Source organism: Vibrio sp. QJM3NY_26, from assembly GCF_057786005.1.
Window position 1 is genome coordinate 466,196 of record NZ_CM173516.1, and the last position, 19,653, is coordinate 485,848.

A 19,653-nucleotide genomic window follows, 5' to 3' on the forward strand; every position below is an offset into this window, starting at 1 on the left:
CCTAAGCGACCCTACATTTACTAAAATATAAATAACAAAAGAAAAAGGATTCTTACCATGACCGAGCAAAAATACATTGTTGCCCTAGACCAAGGCACCACAAGTTCTCGCGCTGTAATCCTCGATCACGATGCAAACATCGTTAGTTCTTCTCAACGAGAATTTACTCAGATTTATCCAAAAGCCGGTTGGGTTGAGCACGATCCAATGGAAATCTGGGCGACTCAAAGCTCTACATTGGTTGAAGCGCTTGCTAAAGCAGGCATCCGCAGCGATGAGCTAGCGGGTATCGGTATCACTAACCAACGTGAAACCACCATTGTTTGGAACAAAGAAACTGGCAAACCGGTTTACAACGCAATCGTATGGCAGTGTCGCCGTACAGCAGACATCTGTGAAGACCTAAAAGCTCGTGGCCTAGAAGACTACGTACGTGACAATACAGGCTTAGTCCTTGACCCGTATTTCTCAGGTACCAAAGTAAAATGGATTCTAGACAACGTTGAAGGCGCTCGCGAAGACGCTGAAGCTGGCAAACTACTGTTCGGTACGGTTGATACTTGGTTAGTTTGGAAAATGACTCAAGGACGTGTTCACGTTACGGATTACACCAACGCGTCACGTACTATGTTGTTCAACATCAATGACCTATGCTGGGATCAGAAGCTACTCGATGAAATGGGCATTCCAGCAGTCATGATGCCTGAAGTGAAGCGCTCTTCAGAGGTTTACGGTCAAACGAACCTTGGTGGTAAAGGCGGTACGCGTATCCCAATCGCGGGTATTGCGGGTGACCAACAAGCTGCACTTTACGGTCAAATGTGTGTAGAAGCAGGCCAAGCTAAGAATACTTACGGCACGGGTTGTTTCCTTCTAATGAACACAGGCCAAGAGAAAGTAACATCGAAGAATGGTCTACTAACAACGCTAGCATGTGGCCCTAAAGGCGAACCTGCATACGCGCTTGAAGGTGCGGTATTCATGGGCGGTGCATCAATCCAATGGCTACGTGATGAAATGAAGCTACTGGCTGGTGCAGAAGACTCTGAGTACTTCGCAACCAAAGTAGATTCTTCAAACGGCGTTTACGTAGTCCCTGCATTTACTGGTTTAGGCGCACCATACTGGGATGCTTACGCTCGCGGTACGATTGTTGGCCTGACTCGTGGTGTTAACTCTAACCACATCATCCGTGCAACGTTGGAAGGCATTGCTTACCAAACGCGTGACGTACTAGACGCAATGCAAGCGGACTCTGGCATCAAGCTAGCGAAACTACGTGTTGATGGCGGCGCAGTAGCGAATAACTTCCTAATGCAATTCCAATCTGATGTGCTAGATACTGAAGTTCACCGCCCTGAAGTAACGGAAGTAACCGCTCTGGGTGCCGCTTACCTTGCTGGCCTAGCGGTTGGTTTCTGGGACAGTATTGATGAGCTTCAAGACAAAGCCGTTCTTGACCGCACATTCATGCCGCACCACGACGAAGAGAAGCGTAACCGCCGTTACAAAGGTTGGAAACGTGCTATCAAGTGTGCACAGGTTTGGTCTGAGCTACACGATGACGATGACAACGAGTAATACTAAGTACTCAGCTAATCGTTAATCATTAGCCGCTGATCTAGGAACTCGAGTAATCTAATCGACTAGATTGTTCGAACCTCAGAAAACGAAACTAAAAAGAGCACTATTTTGTGCTCTTTTTTGCGTTTCAGGCTCAAATTCCGCGTTTTGCGCAGCGTTTTTGCGGTTTAGACATGATTCCTTACCATCATTACTTCTCTCTTTTCATCAATTCGAGCACAATAGCGTGAGTTTATATTTTCGATTTTGACGCGCTAGAGCCCTTTGCGCGCAGGGAGTGGTAAGTTAAGTGAAGCAGATACCAAGACACCAGCAGATTGTAGATCTGGTAAAAACACAAGGATATGTGAGTACCGAAGAGCTCGTTGAAAAGTTCGATGTCAGCCCACAAACCATCAGACGAGACCTCAATGAACTTGCCGACAGCAACAAAATTCGTCGCTATCATGGTGGTGCAACCATTCCTTTAAGCTCGGAAAACACCTCATATAACACGCGTAAAGCGCTTAACTTCAACGAAAAAGACGTGATCGCCGACGAACTGGTTAAGCACATCCCAGATGGTGCAACCCTATTCGTTGATATCGGTACCACGCCAGAATCGGTGGCACGCGCACTCAACAAAAACCACAAACAACTAAGAGTCGTCACCAACAACATTAACGTTGCCAGCATCCTTCTACCGAACCCAGAGATCAAGGTTATCTTGGCGGGTGGCGAAGTACGCAACCGTGATGGCGGTATAGTTGGCGAAGCGACACTCGATTTCGTGAAGCAGTTCCGCCTTGATTTCGGTATTTTGGGCATCAGCGGCATCGACTTTGATGGCTCACTGCTCGACTTTGATTACCACGAAGTTCGTGTGAAACAAGCTATCATCGAAAACAGTCGCAGCATCTTCTTAGCCGTCGACCACACTAAGTTTGGCCGTAACGCGATGGTTAAGCTCGGTAATATCTCTCAAGCGCACATGGTCTTTACCAATAAACAGCCACCAGAAGAGATTCTCAACATCCTTAAAGATTCAGCAATACCATTAGAAGTGATCGATACTGCTCGTCCTGTGAGCGAATAACTCAACATAAGTGCTCAGTGACGCCATTTTCTTAAATGAATCACGATTCTTTATAGAAAAGTTAAAAAAGTAAAACTTGCTCGCTGTCACTGTCGCTTCTATGCTCGAATTAGACTTATTTGAACCTCTGCTTTCATAAGCAGAGGTTTTTTTATGCCCAAATCACATAAAACGCGCATAAACGAAAATAATAAATGACCGCAAACGAAAGTTCATATAGGATTCAATTATGTTCTAAAATGCTCGTTCGCTCAGAAGAGGTCAAAACCATGAGTGCTCAACAAAATAATTCAAACAACAGTACATCTTCCACTTTAGACTTGATCGTGATTGGCGGCGGCATCAATGGTGCAGGCATCGCGGCAGATGCAGCAGGTCGCGGTCTAAACGTTGGCTTATACGAAGCAAATGATTTCGCGTCTGCGACGTCTTCTGCTAGCTCAAAGCTTATCCACGGTGGCCTACGCTACCTTGAACATTACGAATTTCGTTTGGTTTCGGAAGCACTCGCTGAACGTGAAGTCTTGTTAAGAAAAGCGCCTCACGTTGCTCAGCCAATGCGTTTCCGTTTACCTCATCGACCATTTTTACGCCCAGCTTGGATGATTCGCTGTGGCCTATTCCTTTACGATAACTTGGGTAAACGTACTACGCTTCCTGGAAGTAAAACGGTGAACTTGGCTAAATCAGGTTTACTGAAGCCAGAGATGAAGACAGGTTTCGAATACTCAGATTGCTGGGTAGATGATGCACGCATGGTATTGCTCAACGTGTTGGCAGCAAAAGAAAATAACGCAGAAGTACGTAACTACTGCCGTGTTGAAAAAGCGCACCGCGACGGTGGTATTTGGCATGTAACGATCCTTGATGTCATGACAAACCAACGCTTTGAACGCAAAGCAAAAGCGCTTGTTAACGCTGCTGGTCCTTGGGTTAAACAGTTCTTTGATGATGGATTAGAGCAGGCTTCGCCTCGTAATATTCGTCTAATCAAAGGCTCACACATTGTTGTGCCACGCATTCATGACGAACCACAAGCGTACATTCTGCAAAACAAAGACAATCGTATTGTGTTCATGATCCCTTACCTAGATAAGTTCTCGATCATCGGCACTACCGACCTTGAATACAAAGGCGACCCACGTAACGTCGCAATTGATGATGTAGAAGTGGATTACTTGATTGATATCGTTAACCAGCACTTTGTTAAACAGCTTGGCCGTGAAGACGTGGTTTGGACATACAGTGGCGTAAGACCACTTTGTGACGACGAATCTGATTCACCACAAGCGATCACTCGTGACTACACATTGGAATTGGACGCAGAGCTCGATCAAGCACCACTGCTTTCGATCTTCGGTGGCAAGTTGACCACTTATCGTAAGCTAGGCGAAGCAGCACTTAAGAAGTTAGAACCACACCTAACCAATATGGGTGCGCCTTGGACAGCCAACAACACGCTTCCAGGTGGTAACTTCAGCTGTAGCAGAGAGCAACTTGCGAAGATGATCCATACTAAATACCCTTGGGCATCTGAAGCGTTGCTGCTTCGCTACGTGACTCAATTCGGAACTTACACGTGGAAACTACTGGAAGGTGCGAATAGCGAAGCTGACCTTGGCAGCCAATTCTCAAGCGAAGCCCATGGCGTTTATCAAGTTGAAATCGATTACTTGATCAATGAAGAGATGGCGATGACTGACGAAGACATCTTGTGGCGCAGAACCAAGCTTGGCCTGTACATAAGTGAATCAGAGCAGCAAGCAGTAACGGATTACCTGAAAGATAAACTACAAAGCAAAGTAGTGAGCTTTTCTCAAGTAGGTTAACCCCACCAGCCTAAACATGGTTCAAGAACATACTTAACAACGAAGCTTAGCGTCCCCCGCGCTAAGCTTTTTTATATCCGCTCTATTTACAAAACCTTAGTGCTAATTGAGTTTGCCTATATCTACGGTTTCTTGTATCCAAATATTCTTATGCGTTCAGATAGGGACTGGAATGCAGAAACAAAAAAACTCCCGAAGGAGTTTTTATTGTCTCAATCTGCAATCCGCTAACTAACTATTTAATTTAGCTATTCAGCAAAATAACCCGCTAGCTAGGCAATTAAACGAGCATGCAGTGAATCTTTAAGCTCAGAACGATCATGTTTTAGTTGGTGCATCGAGCCGTCATCAATGGGTGAATCTTTCAGCTCTAGTTTACGAATCTCTTTATCAAGGTTGTCGTATGTCTTCATATCTTCTGCAAAGCCATCGTCAGTTTTAGCAAGCTCAGCAATTTTGTCTTTCATTTCAGGAAATTCGTGAACAAGAGAGTGATTTTCACCTAGCATAGAAACCTCTTAAGTTGAGTAAAGTGATTGGTATTAAGCACATTTCATTATTAACCTTAGCAAGTGCTTCAAATAACAAATGAGATCCAGTACACAGCCTAGAATATAGACAATTCAGATTCACAAATTTACAACATCAGTCGGTGGGATACGCTGTTTTACATAGAAGAAAGCCTCGTGTAATCACAAGGCTTTTTAGGGGGGGGGCTCTTTATAAGAACAGTGACAAAAATGATAATAACAGCAGCTAAAAAGTATTTTCAAAAAAGGATTAGCTGCTACACCCACCAGAATGAACTCGATTCATTTGATCATGTGAAGATGTGTCAGAGCCCGTCGATTGACATCCTGCCACGAATAACAGCGTTACAGATAAGATAAGCCATTTCATAATAAATCCTCTTTTGGTCATGACTAAGCATAGTGCTTAAAATCGCGGACACCTCAGTCATTAACTAAAGCCTTACCTACCGATAAAGCCTTGGTTAATGAACAAAGCATCGCTTCATTAATTAACGACCTGCTTTTGTACAAAAAACTTTCACTCCTATGAATAAAAATTGCACAGGAGTGAACAGAGGATAGTTATGGAACTAAGAATAAGAGCTAGATGTTAGTCACTCGTCGCCAAACGTACTGCCGCTTCTGCATGGATGGCAGTGGTATCAAACAGAGGAACATCGGTGTGGTGCTGTTGAATCAGCAGGGCTATTTCAGTACATCCCAAAATAACGGCCTCTGCACCTTGCTGGCTTAGCTTCTCAATGATTTGACGATAGATAGCTCGAGATTCTTCTCTTACTTCACCTCGGCACAGCTCTTGGTAAATGATGTTGTGCACTTTCTGTCGGTCACTCTCATCGGGAATCACAACATCAATACCGAACTTGTTAGTCAGGCGCCCTTTATAGAAATCTTGTTCCATCGTGAAAGCGGTGCCGAGTAACCCGACTTTTTTCACGCCCTGTTCAAGCAGCTTCTGCGCCGTAGTATCTGCGATATGTAAGATAGGAATCGTGATTTTCTCTTCGATCTCAGGAACGACCTTATGCATGGTATTGGTACAGATCAGGATGAAGTCCGCTCCGCCCTTCTCTACCGATAAAGCCGCGTCCGATAAGATGTCAGCCGTCTCAGCCCAACGACCTTGGTGTTGCAGCTTTTCTATCTCATCGAAGTTCACGCTGTACATACAAACCTTTGCAGAATTGAGCCCACCAAGGATCGCTTTAACGCCCTCGTTGATGGATTTGTAGTAGCTCACTGTCGACTCCCAACTCATACCGCCGAGCAAACCGATCGTTTTCATGTTTCTATTCCTTTATTTTTCAACTATCCGATTAAACCGTCATGAGTTAAGAACTTATAGTACGTTCTTGCTTATAGCGAGGCATTAAGCCTTCATTGTTTTCAAGCGTTCATTCCAAACCTCTGATTTCAAAAACGTCCGCGAACAAAAAAGGCTCGAATCAACAATCCGAGCCTTTGTGTTTTTTACCAAAGAAAAACTAGGCGTTAGTACACCTCACACCAATCGGATTTCATGTCGATCAGCGTCCAATCCTCTCTGGAATTCGCCTCATCTAGCGCTTTATCCAACTTACCAACATGAGACTTACGATCGTACTGCCACTCGCGCTCAGCGTCAGTATGATGAACAATCATAGCCATTGAGTTGGGTTGACTCGTTGCCCATTGCATCATTGCTTGGTCACCATCTGAGTTGCCTACTGCTAAAATAGGCTTCTTACCGATAATATGCTGAATGTTAGTGACCTTTCCGGCTTTGTCATCGATGGTCAAAATGGACGAATCCTTAGTAACCGTCGGCTTACCATCGTTGTAGCTGTAGTTGTATTGAAGGGCGCTACCAATGATTTGTTCTGTAGGAATGTTGTAAGCTTGCGGAGCCCACGCTCGCATGAAATCAACACCACCTCCCGACACAATGTAAGTTTTAAAGTCATGCTCTTGCAGGTAAGTCAGCATCTCTTTCATTGGCTGATAAGTAAGGTCTGTGTAGGCTTTATTGAAACGTCCGTCTTTTGCTACCGTCAACCATTGCTCAACGTCTTGTTGGTATTGCTCGACAGTCATACCAGAATGTGTCGCCATAATGATTTTCAATAACCCTTCTTCACCGCTGCCAAGAACGCTCTCGATATCATCTTCAAGCACAAACTTAAAAGGTGCTTCGGTTTTCCATTCAGGGTGATCTGGTGCCATCTCTTTTACACGGTCTAACGCAAAAGCCAGTTGGAAGTAGTAAGGCTTTTCCGACCAAAGCGTACCGTCGTTATCGAACACGGCAATGCGATCTTCAATCGCCACGAACGTATCAGACTCAGCTTTGGTGGCTTGACCAACAAAATCCACAATAGCGGTTTTGCTCTCGCTGTCTTTCCAAGAAGGCAGCAAGTTGGGATCACAATCTTTAGCAAAAGATGAGAAAGAAAGACTGGATAAGATCGCGACGGATAAAAGAGTTATTTTCTTCATAGCAACTACCATGTTGTTGAATTAATTGTAGGGTTTAATTCAATTCATCCTAGTTGGTCTACTCTAATTTTCCACTTATGGACACTATAACCAATACTCATATTGTCGTTAGTACTGCCGTAAAAAGAGGGCTAACCTCACGGCCAACCCTCGTTGTTTAAAAAGCTAAATGGAAAGCTTAAAGACTCGGTGGAGTACCCTCACCATTGGAAGCAATCGCATCAATTTGCACCAAGGCGCCCGTAGGAATATCAGAGACACCGATAACCGTGCGCGCAGGCAATGGACCGTCAAAGTAATGCGTGCACACGTCATTGAGCACATCTAGATCTGCCATGTCTCTTAATTGGATATTCAACTTCACGATGTCATCCATGACATGACCAACGCTCTCAATCACTTCTTTAATGTTATTCAGGCACTGCATCGCCTGCTCTTTTGCGCCATTCGCAACAATCGCTCCAACTCTTGGATCCATCGGTAATTGAGCGGAGATATTGTTGTAGTGTGAAAAGGCCACAGTTTGCGTTGAAAGCGGGCTTATTGGCGCAGCTTTGGTATTGTTCGCATTAATTACAATCCCATGTCGGTCTTCAACCACTTGTGGCGGAGTGCCATCGCCGTGTGACACGGTCGCATCCATCTGTACTAACGCTCCCATTGCAAGGCCTTCAACCACCGTCACCGAGCGCGCAGGCATGTATCCGACAGCCCTTGCAATAGCGGAGTCCGGGAAGAAGGTGGTATACACTTCATTGACTGCTGCAAGGTCATCAAGGCTTCTCACATGAATATTCACCTTCACAATGTCATCAAGAGGAACATCAACATTTTCCAGTATCGATTTAATGTTTTTGAGGCATTGAATCGCGTGCTCTTTTGCTGCACCAACGACGATGCTCCCCGATTGCGGGTCAATCGGTAGCTGAGCTGAAATGTGATTATAGTGAGAGAAAGCAACCGTCTGAGTCGATAGAGAACTGACTGGCGCGTATGGAGTATTTCTGGCGATTTTAACTAGCTCACAAGCTGCTTGTGGGTAAGTGCCTTCACCATTCGAGATCACAGCGTCCATCTGCAAGTGAGCGCCTTCGAGCGGTAAATCAACGACAGCGAGTGTCGTGCATGTGGGAACATAGTGTTGGAAAAACGACGCATAGATTTCATTAACCACATCGATATCTACAATGTTTTTTAAGTATATATTTACTCTCACAAGGTCGTGCATGCGGTGTCCAATACTCTCCACAATCGCTTGAATGTTTAATAGGCACTGCTTGGTTTGATCTTCTAAAGAGCCTGAGATCAGGCTACCTGTTTTAGGATCAATAGGTAATTGAGCAGAGAGGTTATTGTAGTGTGAAAATGCCACCGATTGTGTTGAGAAAGGGCTCAATGGTGCATCTTCAGTGTTTCTTGAAACTTTAATAATATCGGCACTCATGTCGATACATCTCCTATTCGAGTATTGATGTCAGATAGAGCCAATTAGCTGCGTGTTTACCGACATTTCAAAATAAAAGGCACAAAAATAGCCGAACCAATAAATCGTGATAAATACTGGTCCAGCTTAATTCACGTTAAACAGTGGAGGCGTTAGTGCTCCCCGAATAAGCCTCTACAAAGTACTTAGGAAGCTACTGATTTTTTCTTCGTGATGCTTAACGGTTTCTTGCGTTGGGATAACCGCATCTTTATGTGTGAAGTACACTAAAATCGCCATCTGCGCAGTGAGTCGGTTTTCTGCTTCATCGAACGCCACTGAGTATTCACTTTCTAATGCGCCACGAGTCACTTCTTCTTTGTCATTTGCAGGTAGGCAGTGCAGCAACATTGCGCCTGGGCGAGCCTTCGCCATTAGCTCTTCTGTGATAACGTAGTTAGGCATGAATGCCGCGAGACGCTCTTCCTTCTCATCCATTTGCGTCACCCAATAGAAGCTATCGCCGTACACCACATCACAATCACTGATACGCTCTACATCATCAGTAATTTCAATCTTGCCACCAGACTCTTCACAGAAGTTCAGCGCCATGTCGATCCACTCTTGCTCCATGTGGTATTTCTTAGGACCAATTTGCTTAAAGCCCATACCGTACTTAGCACAAGTCAGCATCAGCGAACGGCACACATCCGTCGCGTCCCCCATGAATGCCAAGGTGAGATCAGACAACTTACGTCCATCAGTGATGTGTTCTCTGATCGTGTAAAGATCCGCAAGCATTTGAGTTGGATGGAAACGCGTATCAAGGCCGTTGATCACTGGCACTGTCGACATTTCAAGTAGACCATCGAGTGTTTCAGGGCTATTAGTACGAGCCATGATGATGTCGCACATACGCGATAAAACACGAGAAGTATCATCAATCGACTCTTTGCCACCTAAGTGAATGTCTTTTGGTGATAGGAATAACGCATGACCACCTAGTAATGTAGCCGCCACCTCGAAAGAAACACGTGTACGAGTAGAACCCGCTTCGAAGATCATCCCTACTGATTTGCCTTTAAACAGTGGCGGAATTGCGTTGTCTTTGCGCGCCTGTTTCAGGTGAGTCATCAACTCCATCATGTTGTCCATCTCTTCGACAGAGAAGTCTTTCATGGAAACCATGTGCTCTAGGTTTGCTTTGTTTAGTTCAGTCGCGCTAGAAGAAGGTAATTTCATAATAAGTTCCTATTTTTCATAATTTTGTGCGCGGTTCTTTTAAGTTCACTTTCATGGCAATTTGATTTTGAATACCTGCCATCACTTTCAAGAACCGCTACGTTTTGGATTAAATTGGTTTTTCTGTTGTAACTAAACTCTTGGTACTTGTTGGGTGATGCAGTGGATGTTGCCGCCACCTAACAAAATTTCTCGAGCCGGGACGCCATTCACTTCGTAGCCCGGATAGATGCCTTCTAGGATCCCGATAACATCGTTGTCGTAGCGTTGATCGAGCAACGGCAACACAATTTGGTTATTGGTAATCAGATAATTGGCATACGATGCCGCTAAGCGCTCACCCGCTTCTCGCTCCATTCCGTCTGCGATATCGATACCTGCCGCTTCTTCCTCGGTCATGAAAAGAGGGCCTGGCATCGGCAGCTTGTGTACCTTGATTTGACGGCCTTTGGCATCGGTCTGGCTGGTGATGTAGTCATAGGCTTCTTTGCTGATCTCATATTGAGGATCATTCTTGTCATCGCACCACGTCAGAACCACTTCACCCGGCTTCACGACGTGAAGGATATTGTCGACGTGACCATTGGTTTCATCGTTGTATAAACCACGAGGCAGCCAAATTACCTTCTCAACATTGAGGTGTTCACACAGCACTTCTGTCAGCTCTTCTTTGCTCATATCTGGGTTTCGGCTTTCGTGTAATAAGCACTCTTCTGTTGTGTAGAGCGTGCCTTCGCCATCAACGTGAATTGAACCGCCTTCTAGTACGATTGGAGCGCGGTATCGAGAGTCACGAATGGTTTCACACATCTTTTGAGCAACTTGGTTGTCGCGATTCCACGGTGAATACAAACCATCAACAAACCCGCCCCATGCATTGAATTCCCAATCCACACCTCGGCGCTCACCGCTGTCATCAACAACATAAGTCGCACCGATATCACGCATCCAAGAATCGTCAGTTGAGATTTCCAATACTCGAATGTCCTCAGGTAAACGAGATACTGCGTTATCGTATTGCTCTGAACTCGCAAGCATGGTGACTGGCGTCGTGTGGCTGATCTTGGTAGCAACGTCTGCAAACACTGCTTGTGCTGGTTTTGCACCATTGCGCCAGTTGTCAGTTCGTTCTGGCCAAGCCATCCAAATTTCGCTGTGTGGCTCGTGTTCCCCTGGCATTCTGAAGCCATCATGTTTTGGAGTGGTATCAATCAGTTTTTTCATCGTTATGTCCCCTAAATTATGCTTGAGCTTCTTTTTTATCTTGCGTATCGGCTGTGTCGTTATCGTCCGATCCTTGCTGTTTCTTACGCTTTAGAGCGCCTAGTAGAATCCATTCACCAGCGAGGATGGTGGCAATCACGCCAATCAAAACAGGTCCTGTGTATCCCCAATCGGCAACGGTTAAATCAAGAGCCTCAGGGAAAATAAACAAGATCACGGCTTGAAAGACGACCAAGAAACAAACAATCGACATGATCCATTGAGCCGCCATACCACCCGGAACTTTGAATGGGCGTTCGCGTTTACCATCAACCACTCGAAGCTTTAGGTATGCAGGGAACATGAACAGGTAAGGAAGTAAGAAAATGCAGCTAGAGAAGGCAAATATCGACCAGAACAGATCATCATTACCCTGAGCAAACAGCGCGTAAGACAGAATGACGACCGTTGATACTGTGCCTGTGATGTTGTTTGCGCCAACTGGAGAGCCTTTCTCAGACACTTTCGCGACAGGGGCAGGAAGCTCACCTTCTTGAGCGGCTTCAGCAGCAGCTCGGCTAGCGCCCATTGTCCAACTCACCATGTTTCCGATAAGCGTTAACAAAGCGAAAGTACCGAAGATGTACACCATCGCTGTACCAACCACACCAGTGCCGAAAAGTGTTCTAAATGTGTCGATAAGGCCAGACACCAAACCAATGCTTTCGACAGGTAGCGCCATCAAAATGCCTACCGTACCGAAGATGTATAAGAAAGCGGTGATACCGATAGAGAGGAAGACGGCCTTAGGCATATCACGAACGTCTTTCATTTCTTTAGTCATGGTCGCAACCAATTCAAAACCCATTAGGTTGAACACAATCGCTGGTAAGAAAGAGACCGCAGAATCCAATGAAGGCATCATAGCTGGCAACGTAAATTCGTTAGCTACGCCGTTTTTCATTGCATAGATAAAGCCGCCTACACCCAATGTACTGATCACGACAATCTTTAATATTGCGCCAATATTGGTGACCCACACTCCGATGTCGGCCGACACATTACAAATCAAAACCGTTAGCCAGGTGAGTAATATACAAATGGCGATTTGTCCCCATAAAGACAGATCTGGCATGAAGAGTTCGGCAAACATCCCTGCAAACATGATGTATACCGCAGGCATCCATAAACCAACGTTAATCCAGTAAAACCACGTTGTTCTGACTGCCCATTTAAAATTGAAGGCTTGTTTTACCCAATCGTAAATCCCACCTTCACCTGGGTAGGTGGTACTCAGTTCGGAAGTAATTAAGCCATATGGAATGACAAAGAAGACCAGCATTAACACCCACCAACCAATGGCACTGACACCAATACTGGCTGACGCGGTTAATGTGTCGACCACCAAGACTGCACACAGTGTAAAGAGTGCAATTCCCGTAACCCCCATTTTTCCTTGCGTTTCGTTACTCATCTCTTAGCTCCTTAATCTCTAATTCGGGATTAATTAAACGGCAAAGCGATGAAGTGAACTGGGATGAAAATTGAATATCGGTTTTACACAAACGAGTTCGGGGTAAAAACAAAATAAACCCAACAAATATTAGATTTATAATGCTAAAAGTAGGAATACTTGATTTTGGTCAATAACCATTCGATTAATAAATACATTTTCCATTTCAAAACCAAGATCACATATCTAGTTAATCTAAGGGTAATTAAGGCTTTCTGTGACATATAGGCGACTAAAAACATCAAATATTGAGCACAAATCGAATTGTGATTTTTATCCCCACGGCACCGACAATATTTAAATACAATTCAAACCAACTTATTTGCCCTGAGCAAAATATCATTTGGAGAGTTAAACATGTCGAAGCCTATTATTGTTGTTGCTGTCGGTGGGAATGCTTTACTACAGCGTGGTGAAGTAATGAGTTGCGAAAACCAAAAAAAGAGCATCGCGCAAACCGCCAGCTCTTTGGCTGAACTCAGCAAAGACTACCGTTTAGTGGTTGTACACGGAAATGGCCCTCAAGTCGGCCTACTCTCGTTGCAGAATAATGCTTATAAAGATTGCCCCCCTTATCCATTTGATGTCCTTGGCGCTGAGACTCAAGGGATGATTGGTTACCTTATCCAGCAAGGGCTAAATGCTGCAATTAAAGACCGCTTTACGACCACAATCCTGACTCGAATTGTTATAGACGAGAATGATCCTGCAATTGCCGACCCAGCCAAGTTTATTGGCCCTATATATACAGAAGAACAAGCCAAACAACTCGCAGAAGCCAACCAATGGGTTGTGAAACCTGACGGCGCACACTGGCGTCGCGTGGTGCCATCACCTTCACCAAAAGAAGTGCTAGAAATAAAAGCCATCAAAGACTTGCTAGAGAAAGAGCACCTAATTATTTGTGGCGGTGGCGGTGGCGCTCCAGTAGTGGAAAAAGATGGCGCTTATTTGGGTTTCGAAGCAGTAATCGACAAAGACATGACCGCTGCACTCATCGCAGAAGAAATCGGCGCAGAACATTTGCTGATCCTCACTGACGGCTCTCATGTTTGTTTAGATTGGGGAACCCCAAAGGAAGAGAAGCTTGAGAACGTGTCAGTTGAACAAATGAAAAAGTACACCTTCCCAGCCGGTTCTATGGGGCCGAAGGTCGACGCATGTTGTCAATTTGTAGAAAAAACAAAACAGCATGGATACATTGGTGACCTGTCGAGTGCATTAGAGATCATAGAAGGAAAAACGGGGACACATATTAATGCTTAATATTGGGTTATAATGCTTTATATAAATAAAGGGTAATAAAGTCTAAGTTTTGATATTCCAGTTGGAACTTTGCTTGAAAACCCTTTATGTTTTTTGTGTTCCAAATAAAAATGAGGATCATTAGATGCGCAAAGTAACAACCGAGGAAAAGTTAATTCGAATTCATGATGCTGTTGTGCAACTAATGGAACGCCGTGAAGCTACTGATATTTCAATGTACGATGTTGCCAAAGAGTGTGGAATGGCAACATCCACGGTTTATCACCACTATCCAAACATAGAGAACTTATTTCATAATCTATTAGATGACGTTTTTACTGATTTCGACTCTCTGCTCGGTAAATGTATAGATTACGAGCATGTTAATCATTGGACTGACATCAATCGCATGATTGAAACAGCGTATGTTAATTATTACAACAATCACCCGATTGCTAAAAAGTTAATTCTAGGTCGTCATACATTCACTGAACTAGGACATGCAGACACCGAGAATGACTTAATTCTGGGTAAAGAAGTAGAAACGATTTATCGACAGTTTTTTGATGTTCCTCAGTTACCACAATCCATCAATGTCTTCGCTATCTCATTGCAAGTCGCAGATAAAATATACTCGTTATCTTATCGCCAACATGGCTGCATCACACCAGAACTTGCCAACGAAGCAATCCGACTTACCGAGTCTTACCTTAAGCTGTATATTCCTCATATCTGTCAAAAAGCAGAGCCTAGCAGGATGCATACGCATTAAGAGAACCTGTAATCCCGATAACGTCTTACCTTTCTATTTTCGCTCGATGAGCAGAATAAAAAAGCAGAACTTCAATTCCTCAAAGTTCTGCTTTAACAATCCATGACTGCTTACGCTCTGCGCTTTTTGAAGGCGTGCCAGCCAGCGCTGAAAATTGTTTTTAACACCACACCGAGTGCGCTTAGTTTAGGGTCGGCGTTCTTGCCAGAAGCGATGCGCCACATCTGATGTTCATACCAAACCAGCCCAACCATCGCCACCTTGTCTAATGCGGGTTTACCTGTGGTTGGCACCGTTAGCGGCATGCCGTGGCTAGGGTTTTCAATTAACTTGTTAGGGAAATCTGGATCAACCGCCATCGTACGCGCAATACCAATAAAATCGGTCGCCGAGGTGTTTAATGCTTCATTCATTGCTTGCGCGGTTCGAAAACCTCCCGTGACCACCAGCGGCGTGCTCACGAGCTTTCTCGCCTTAACCATGTAATCCATAAAATACGCTTCACGTTTTACTGTGCTGGACTTCAATGGCTCGGCTTTGTTTTTCGACCCCATCATTGATGGGCTTTCATAGGTGCCACCGGAGATCTCAATCAGGTCGATACCGTTATCACTCAGTGTTTGCACAACCTGCATCGACTCTTCTTCAGTGAAGCCACCTTTCATGAAGTCAGCACTGTTGAGCTTAATCCCGACAGGGAAATCGTCACCGACCTCTTTTCGAATCGCGCGATAAACCTCAAGTACAAAACGAAGTCTGTTTTCAAGTGACCCACCCCATTTGTCTTGGCGTTGATTGTGTCTCGAAGACAAAAACTGACTCACGAGATAACCATGAGCACCGTGAATCTGCACACCAGTAAAGCCTGCTTGTTTTGCAAGCTTTGCACTCAGCGAAAATTTATCAATGATTGCGATTATTTCCGTCTCAGTCAGAGCTCGTGGCCTATTGAAGCCTTTTTCTAATCCACGCTCTAAAGAGATAGCCGAAGGAGCAACCGGGCTATCACATAAGAATTTAGGGATTTGCTTTCCTGGGTGGTTCAATTGCATCCATATCTGCGAACCATTTTGTGTTCCAGCCTTCGCCCACTCACGAAATACGCTTAAGTCACTTTGCTCATCCAACACAACGTTTTTAGGTTCACCAAGCGCACCTCTATCGACCATCACGTTGCCCGTCATGGATAGGCCAATTCCTCCTTGAGCCCAACGCTGGTAAAGCGTGACTAAACCTTGCTTAGGGTTATGATGTTTATCACCTAGCTGTTCACTCATTGCCGATTTGAACAGGCGATTTTTGATCACTTGGCCATTAGGAAGAGAAAAAGGGTCGTTGAGGCAGATTGGATTCATGCGCGTGGTTACTTTCTTTGGTCTATATATTGCGTCCAGTATGCCCTATTTTATTCGACAGTTCTGAGCATTTAGTGCCTATTTCGAAGCAAATTTCACTCAATAATAAAATGCCAGCGGCATAGCAGCTGGCATTAATCGATTATAAACAAAACCTTAAACAGGCGATCTAAGTCATCACTTTATCGTGGATTTCTTGACCTTAGTGAACGGTGTCGATTTCCATTTATCGGTTCTTACCTCTTCACCGGGCGTGTACATGCGTAACACTGAATACCATTGGTGAGCGGGGATAGGTAAGAAGTTAGGATCATCTTCATGCCCTTTTACGTCGCTACTCATGTAAATGGTGTAGCTGCCATCAGCATTAGGCGTGAGCGTTCTGTCTCCACGGGAATGACGGTTTAACTCGTTTTTCTCCATCAGTCGAGTTTCACCACTGTAGGCCGTGTATGACCAAAAACCACCCTCTTCTAGCGGTGGCGCATCGAAGGTCACCGTGTAATCATACTTACGACCGTCGAGCGCACCACCTTCACTATCGAAGAAGTCACCGCTATACATAGTGTGCTTTGCAGGCAGCCCCCATTGTCCCATTAAGGTGCCGTAGGCGTGCTGAAAGCTTGGAACCTTGGTCATTTCATCGCGAGTGCCTAACACGTCACGTGAATCATCAAAGCCCGCATTAATTATTCGCTCCAGTCCGTCTTTTTGACCAGACTCGATCATACGAAGCTGCTCTGTTGTAAATGGATGATTGGCTTTGCCTAATTCAACATCTCCTAAGCCAATGTACTCAAACAGTTCAAGCAGCTTTTGGTCATGCGTCTTCATTGTTCCTTCAGACAGGATGAAATTGGTTCGCTCGACCCAATTAGAGTCTTCAGGATCGGGATACTCGCGCTCAACAGGAGCAGGCCCTTTTTGACCTAAGTATTCCGACAACGTCCTAATATTCCATTGATCCATTAACTTTTGAGCAGTTGCAGAATCGTCGCCGCCAAGGTCCATGATTCGACCCATCATTTTGACCTGCGGGTGCTCGACATAGATCACTTGGTCGACACTCGCAGGCACTTCACCTTTCCATCCTTCAACTGCATACATGAAACTGCCGCCTTTTGTGCCTCGCTGTGGAGAGCCAAAAGCCGAGTCAGTAAAGTGCTGCATATTCATGGTATGGAACAACCAATATCGATTTTCATCATGGTCTGGGATCGTAACGATGACAGGCTCTGCTGCTAGGTCCATCCACCCCATCAAGTGTAACGTGTCATTGTTAATCGTCGGATGCGCCGTGTAAGTGTCGTCAGCAAGTATTCGAATATTTTGAAATCGATTCAAAGGGTAATCTTGCTCAACGACGGTTTTGTAAAAGTATTTGTAGGCTTCATCTATCGAGTACGCGTACTCATAGGCAAGTTGTGCCAATAGCTGATTATCCTTTTTGAGCGACGCTAGACTCGCCATCTCAACGGGTAGAGTTTCCGTTTTTATCGCCATTGCTGTTTTTGTTGCCATAGCTGCGCTCGTCGCGTCCACGGATTGGCTCGCTAGTACCGGAGACGGAAGTGCAACCATGAAAGCACAAGCCAGTGCTGCCGCAAGTCTATTTTTTTTCATCATTGGATATCCCAACTAAAAGGAGTGCAAAAGGTGCGCTTGTTACAGCACACCTTGCATTAGTCGTATTTGGCGTTAGTCAGCAATCACTGATTTGTCTGCCATACCAATACCACCGGCTTTCTGTCTTGGTGGAAACGCTTTGAGTGACTTCTGATATTCCGCCGCTGATTTTTGCAGCTTTGGTAATACCCAAGACTTCTCTTTCATCCATAAGAACCAACCGCGAGTATCAGGGCTACGCTCGTAAGGATCAGCTTTGATGTTGATGAGCATCCCTAGTGGCCACTCTTCAGGAGGTGCAATCCACTCCGTTTTGGTTTTTAGATGCACTTTCCAATCATCCACTCGGAACGCATTCAAATCTTGCTCGTTGTAGAAGAAAAACTCATGACGTTGACTCGGCTCGCCTTTAGTCAACATGTCCAGTTGGTTATAACCATCCAAGTGAACTTGATAACGATCGCCGTTTAACTCTTTTCCATCAAGCAGTTCTTGCTTAATATCACCTTCACCCACTGCAGCCATAATGGTTGGCACCCAGTCTTCAGAAGTCATGAAGCCATCGGTGTATTCACCTTGAGGGATTTTATCTGGCCAGCTGACCAGCATTGGCACACGGAAACCGCCATCCCATGTCGTGCCTTTTTGTCCTCTGAATGATGCAGAGCCAGAATCAGGCCAGTGATCTAGGTTTACGCCATTGTCAGATGTGAAGAGAATGATGGTGTTGTCGATTTCGCCCAAGTCTTCAAGCTTGTCGAGCAGCACACCGATCTGGTCATCCAGTTCGATCAAACCATCGTAATAAGTGTTGATTTGGCTCGCGCCTTGATATTCCGGACGCACGTGCGTTTTTTGGTGCATACGAGTCGGGTTGTACCACATGAAGTAAGGTTGTTCGTCTTTCTCCGCTTCATGTCTATCAAGCCAATTCGTAGCAAACTCCAAAAATTCGCCATCAACGGTTTGCATGCGTTTAGCGCCCAAAGTACCCTTATCTTCAATGGTTTGCTTTCCAACCACACCAAACCTTGGGTCTTCTTGCATATCCACACTCTCGGTAGCGACGGTGTGAAGAACATTGCGAGGGCGTCCTCTGAAGTTAGGGTCTGTTGGGAATTCCGGCTGTTCAGGCATCTCCATAACATTGAGGTGGTAAAGGAAACCGAAGAATTCATCAAAGCCGTGCACCGTTGGTAGGTGACTATTGTTATCGCCTAAGTGACTTTTACCAACATGCACGGTCGCATAGCCTTTGTCTTTCAGCATTTCGGCTAGGGTTGGATCTTCTTTTTGAAGGCCAAGCGAAGAGCCCGGCTGACCGACAGACGTTAAGCCTGTTCGGAAAGGATATTGACCCGTGATAAAGGCAGAGCGCCCCGCGGTAGAGCTGCCTTGTGCGTAGTAATCGCTGACCATCATTCCGCGTTCGGCAATTCGATCAATGTTCGGCGTATCCACCGCGCCTAAACCACGGTGGTAGGCAGACAGATCCGTTGGGCTCACATCATCGAGCATGATGGCAACCACATTGGGTTGGCTCGCTGCATGTACGTTGACGCTCGCCAGTACCGAGAGCGCCAGAGCTGATTTAACAAAAGACTTATACATTTATAACCCTCATTCACTATGAGTAAATCGCTGAAGTCACAACGAAATTGTGCATGTCTCAGCGAACCATTGTTGAGGTAAATGATATAAGAATGACGCCAAAAATAGCTTGATAGCCACTATTACGATTATTAATAGTGGCTGCGAGAAGTAGGCGTTATTTAGAT

Annotated in this window: 15 protein-coding genes; 5 read left to right on the top strand and 10 right to left on the bottom strand. The window is 45.1% G+C overall.

What is annotated here, in order from left to right:
• Nucleotides 1-57: 57 nt before the first annotated feature.
• From glpK to glpD, 3 genes are all read left to right on the top strand, one after another.
• On the top strand, nucleotides 58-1,581 hold the full coding sequence (gene glpK, locus AC3CH4_RS17440; protein WP_065206658.1) for a glycerol kinase GlpK: 1,524 nt from the start codon (nucleotides 58-60) through the stop codon (nucleotides 1,579-1,581).
• Between the two features lie 292 nt (nucleotides 1,582-1,873).
• Nucleotides 1,874-2,659 (top strand): DeoR/GlpR family transcriptional regulator, encoded by a 786-nt coding sequence (locus AC3CH4_RS17445; RefSeq protein WP_004732237.1) that lies wholly within the window; start codon nucleotides 1,874-1,876, stop codon nucleotides 2,657-2,659.
• Nucleotides 2,660-2,928: 269 nt separating this feature from the next.
• A complete protein-coding gene (gene glpD, locus AC3CH4_RS17450) occupies nucleotides 2,929-4,488 on the top strand; it encodes a glycerol-3-phosphate dehydrogenase (RefSeq protein WP_488544139.1) in 1,560 nt (519 codons plus the stop codon).
• Between the two features lie 272 nt (nucleotides 4,489-4,760).
• Here glpD and AC3CH4_RS17455 read toward each other — a convergent pair whose 3' ends face one another.
• From AC3CH4_RS17455 to AC3CH4_RS17485, 7 genes are all read right to left on the bottom strand, one after another.
• On the bottom strand, nucleotides 4,761-4,997 hold the full coding sequence (locus AC3CH4_RS17455; RefSeq protein WP_009845921.1) for an HP1242/YdcH family protein: 237 nt from the start codon (nucleotides 4,995-4,997) through the stop codon (nucleotides 4,761-4,763).
• Between the two features lie 613 nt (nucleotides 4,998-5,610).
• Nucleotides 5,611-6,306 (bottom strand): aspartate/glutamate racemase family protein, encoded by a 696-nt coding sequence (locus AC3CH4_RS17460; protein ID WP_054545907.1) that lies wholly within the window; start codon nucleotides 6,304-6,306, stop codon nucleotides 5,611-5,613.
• A 206-nt stretch (nucleotides 6,307-6,512) separates the two neighbouring features.
• On the bottom strand, nucleotides 6,513-7,496 hold the full coding sequence (locus AC3CH4_RS17465; RefSeq protein ID WP_054545908.1) for an HAD family hydrolase: 984 nt from the start codon (nucleotides 7,494-7,496) through the stop codon (nucleotides 6,513-6,515).
• A 178-nt stretch (nucleotides 7,497-7,674) separates the two neighbouring features.
• On the bottom strand, nucleotides 7,675-8,940 hold the full coding sequence (locus AC3CH4_RS17470; RefSeq protein ID WP_488544140.1) for a RidA family protein: 1,266 nt from the start codon (nucleotides 8,938-8,940) through the stop codon (nucleotides 7,675-7,677).
• A 174-nt stretch (nucleotides 8,941-9,114) separates the two neighbouring features.
• The gene (gene argF, locus AC3CH4_RS17475; RefSeq protein WP_017078525.1) at nucleotides 9,115-10,161 is read right to left on the bottom strand and encodes an ornithine carbamoyltransferase; all 1,047 of its coding nucleotides are present in this window, start codon (nucleotides 10,159-10,161) and stop codon (nucleotides 9,115-9,117) included.
• Between the two features lie 132 nt (nucleotides 10,162-10,293).
• Complete coding sequence (aguA, locus tag AC3CH4_RS17480) at nucleotides 10,294-11,385, bottom strand: agmatine deiminase (protein ID WP_054545910.1); 1,092 nt, start codon at nucleotides 11,383-11,385, stop codon at nucleotides 10,294-10,296.
• Between the two features lie 16 nt (nucleotides 11,386-11,401).
• A complete protein-coding gene (locus AC3CH4_RS17485; protein ID WP_054545911.1) occupies nucleotides 11,402-12,838 on the bottom strand; it encodes an APC family permease in 1,437 nt (478 codons plus the stop codon).
• A 396-nt stretch (nucleotides 12,839-13,234) separates the two neighbouring features.
• On the opposite strand from AC3CH4_RS17485, the gene arcC reads away from it, so the two are divergent.
• Together arcC and AC3CH4_RS17495 are read left to right on the top strand one after the other, a co-directional pair.
• Entirely contained in the window at nucleotides 13,235-14,143 is a 909-nt protein-coding gene (gene arcC, locus AC3CH4_RS17490; RefSeq protein ID WP_488544141.1) for a carbamate kinase, read from the top strand.
• A gap of 124 nt (nucleotides 14,144-14,267) precedes the next feature.
• On the top strand, nucleotides 14,268-14,894 hold the full coding sequence (locus AC3CH4_RS17495) for a TetR/AcrR family transcriptional regulator (protein WP_488544142.1): 627 nt from the start codon (nucleotides 14,268-14,270) through the stop codon (nucleotides 14,892-14,894).
• A gap of 110 nt (nucleotides 14,895-15,004) precedes the next feature.
• Here AC3CH4_RS17495 and AC3CH4_RS17500 read toward each other — a convergent pair whose 3' ends face one another.
• The 3 genes from AC3CH4_RS17500 to AC3CH4_RS17510 form a co-directional block, all read right to left on the bottom strand.
• The gene (locus tag AC3CH4_RS17500) at nucleotides 15,005-16,249 is read right to left on the bottom strand and encodes an NADH:flavin oxidoreductase/NADH oxidase family protein (protein ID WP_488544143.1); all 1,245 of its coding nucleotides are present in this window, start codon (nucleotides 16,247-16,249) and stop codon (nucleotides 15,005-15,007) included.
• A gap of 177 nt (nucleotides 16,250-16,426) precedes the next feature.
• The gene (locus AC3CH4_RS17505) at nucleotides 16,427-17,875 is read right to left on the bottom strand and encodes a DUF1254 domain-containing protein (protein ID WP_488544144.1); all 1,449 of its coding nucleotides are present in this window, start codon (nucleotides 17,873-17,875) and stop codon (nucleotides 16,427-16,429) included.
• Between the two features lie 72 nt (nucleotides 17,876-17,947).
• Nucleotides 17,948-19,486: a sulfatase-like hydrolase/transferase gene (locus AC3CH4_RS17510; protein WP_054545915.1), complete on the bottom strand. Its 1,539-nt coding sequence runs from the start codon at nucleotides 19,484-19,486 to the stop codon at nucleotides 17,948-17,950.
• Between the last annotated feature and the right edge of the window lie 167 nt (nucleotides 19,487-19,653).